2 protein-coding genes are annotated in these 1,394 nt (G+C 47.3%); both read left to right on the top strand.

The window, feature by feature from the left end; translation table 11 throughout:
• Window positions 1–81 precede the first annotated feature (81 nt).
• Window positions 82–1,020 carry an OmpH family outer membrane protein gene (locus tag PGX78_RS08060; RefSeq protein ID WP_270446410.1) on the top strand — a complete coding sequence of 313 codons (939 nt, stop codon included), beginning with the start codon at window positions 82–84 and terminating at the stop codon, window positions 1,018–1,020.
• Between the two features lie 16 nt (window positions 1,021–1,036).
• The coding region (locus PGX78_RS08055) for an OmpH family outer membrane protein (protein WP_270446408.1) at window positions 1,037–1,394 on the top strand (358 nt) is incomplete at its 3' end.

The raw sequence follows: 1,394 nt of genomic DNA, 5'->3' as shown, positions 1-1,394 counted from the left end.
TGTCGATAAGAGCGTAGTCCTCTACGGCGGTCAGGACATTACGGACCAGGTAGCTAAACAATTATCCTCCAAGTAACGTCGATGGATAAAAATAAGCGCAACGTGGCGGCAGGCGGAGCCATTGTCCTTTTAGTGTTGTGCCTTTTGGCGGGTATCTATGCTTGGAAACACAAGACACCTGATGAACCGGCGACACAGGGACCTGTCTATGCCTATGCCGATACGGAGCATATTATGATGAGCCATCCCGATTACGCCGTCTATCACCGGTTGGAGCTGGAGTATAATGCCATGGTAGCACAGTACCAGTTCGAACAATGGCATTACACGCAACAAGCCGGAAAAGACGGACAAGTTCTGCAAAAGGCTCAATCTATGAGTATCATGGGTGCAGCCGCGGCCGAAGAAGAATTGAAGGCCAAGGCGGCATTGAAAGAGGCGGACTTAAACAGTGCGTTACAGCAAAAGTACGAGTCATTGCTAAAGGAAAAAGAGCAGCGTCTCCCGTCTCTAAACGATGCGGATCGGTTGAAGGCCGTCAATCTACAGCTTCAACTGAATACACTGGCTATGACAAAGGAACAAAGAGAAACGGCCAGAAATGAATTGATTGCCCTGCTTCGCAAAAACGGCGGCACCGATTCGGAACGGGCTGTTGCGGAAGCGGAAGCCGAAATGGCTCCTTATAAAGAAAAGGCGAAAAAAGAGTTACAAGACTATGTAGAGGCCCAACGGGCAGAGTTGCAAAGTCGTCAGGATGCGAACGATAACTTGTTAAAGACCCAATTGGCAGGACTTCAAAATACGCCGGATCCGGCGATTTGGAATGATGAATGGAAGTCCAAGCTGGATGCGAAAAAGCAGGAAATGGATGACGCAAAGTCGAAAATTATGGATGATATTCGCGATTGTGCCGCACGAGTGGCACAAGAGCAGGGAATTGACATGATTTTCAGCGATTATGTAGGTATCGGTACGGCAGAAGACGTGACTGATGATATTATTGCCAAGCTGGCATAACAGGGAGGCCCGAAGAATGAAAGGTGCAAAGAAAAAACTTACGGCCCTGATTCTTACCGTTTTGACGGCAGGGATTTTGGCAGGTTGCGGCAGTGCCGACAAAGTCGGTGTTGTCGATACACAGAGAGTGCAAAAAGAAGCACCCTTGGCTAAGCAGTATGTAGAAAAACACGAACAGAAGGTTCAGGAAATTAATAAGAAGTTGGCAGAAGAAAAACTGTCCATGAGTGATGAAGACTTCCAAAAGGAACAGCAGAAACAAAAGCAGGAGTTGGATATTTACAGTGCCGGCCTGCAACGCCAATTTAAATCCGATTTGGATCAGAAGTTGGCGGAAATTGCCAAGAATAAGGAAGTCGGCATTATTGTCGATA

The sequence above is a fragment of the Megasphaera sp. AF13-6AC genome, from assembly GCF_027685385.1.
Lineage (GTDB): Bacteria > Bacillota > Negativicutes > Veillonellales > Megasphaeraceae > Megasphaera > Megasphaera micronuciformis.
The sequence above is the reverse complement of the archived record's forward strand: the minus strand, read 5'-3'. Positions and strand labels throughout refer to the sequence as shown.

Excerpts from the sequence above, each read along its gene's own strand:
- PGX78_RS08060 (WP_270446410.1), top strand. The coding sequence starts at position 82 with ATGGATAAAAATAAGCGCAACGTGGCGGCAGGCGGAGCCATTGTCCTT.